Here is a 1211-nt window from a genome sequence, read left to right as displayed (position 1 = left end):
AATGGACCGTAGGGAAGTAGAAAAAATCGGTGATTTTACTTAGTTTACACATAAAGAAAATCGCCATGAAAAAAAGCAAGTTTACTGAAGCGCAAATCGCGTTTGCATTGAAGCAGGCTGAGAGCGGAATCTCGGTCGAAGAAGTCTGTCGGAAGATGGGTATTACAGATGCTACGTTTTATAACTGGAAGAAGAAGTTTGGTGGGTTGGGTGTATCAGAACTACGACGATTACGTCAACTAGAAGAAGAAAACGCGAAGTTGAAACAGCTAGTAGCTGATTTAAGCCTGGACAAGCAGATGCTGCAAGATGTGTTGAAAAAAAAGTTTTAAAACCAGTTGTCCTGCGTAAACTGGTTACCCAAGTGATGGATGATTACCGCATTTCGACTCGGAGGGCTTGCTCAGTATTAGGCTTGCAAAGGTCAGTGTGGTACTATCAAAAGAAAAAACGCAGAGATGATACTGTACTTAAAAAGCGAATCAAGGACATTGCTACTGTTCGAATACGGTACGGATATTGGCGGATTTATACACTTTTACGGCGCGAGGGCTGGCGTGACAACCATAAGCGAGTATATCGGTTGTATAAGGAAGAAGGTTTAAACCTTCGTAGCAAGCGTCCAAAACGCAATCGTTCAGCTAATCATCGGCTGGAAAGAGTGGTGCCGCTGAGAAAAAATCAGGCCTGGAGCATGGACTTTGTGGCAGATCAGCTTTTTGATGGTCGCAAGTTCAGAACTTTAACAGTGATCGACAACTATTCTCGTAAATGCTTAGGCATTTTGGTTGGCCAATCCATCAAAGGCGAACAAGTGGTAGAATTTATGAGTAAAATTCATTTGATGGAAGGTGCAATTCCGGCAAGGATTCAAGTGGACAATGGGAGTGAATTCATTTCCAAAGCCATGGATAGATGGGCGTATGACAATCAGGTGATTCTGGATTTTTCCCGTCCAGGCAAGCCAACGGACAACGCTTTTATTGAGTCGTTTAATGGAAGTTTCAGAGATGAGTGTTTAAATACAAACTGGTTCTTATCTTTATCCGACGCAGCTGAAAAAATCGAGGCTTGGCGGCTGGAATACAACCAGTTCCGGCCTCACAGCTCATTGAAAGGACTCACACCTTGCCAGATGGACGAGCAATCGCAACTATTCAACACCGCCGATTTTTCCACTTCTGACCGGTCTTAAATTTGGGTGGACGTCA

General features: G+C 43.5%; 1 protein-coding gene. It reads left to right on the top strand.

All coding sequences use genetic code 11. The features are described 5' to 3' along the window. Positions 1 to 65: 65 nt before the first annotated feature. A protein-coding gene (locus QNI15_RS38825; protein ID WP_390902247.1) for an IS3 family transposase occupies positions 66 to 1195 on the top strand; the annotation gives its coding sequence in 2 pieces (ribosomal slippage) (positions 66 to 327 and positions 327 to 1195; 1131 coding nt in all). Positions 1196 to 1211 lie beyond the last annotated feature (16 nt).

The organism is Xanthocytophaga flava, assembly GCF_030068545.1.
In the GTDB taxonomy this organism is placed as follows: Bacteria; Bacteroidota; Bacteroidia; order Cytophagales; family 172606-1; genus Xanthocytophaga; species Xanthocytophaga flava.
Note: the sequence above shows the minus strand (reverse complement) of the source record. Positions and strands in the feature narration are given on the sequence as shown.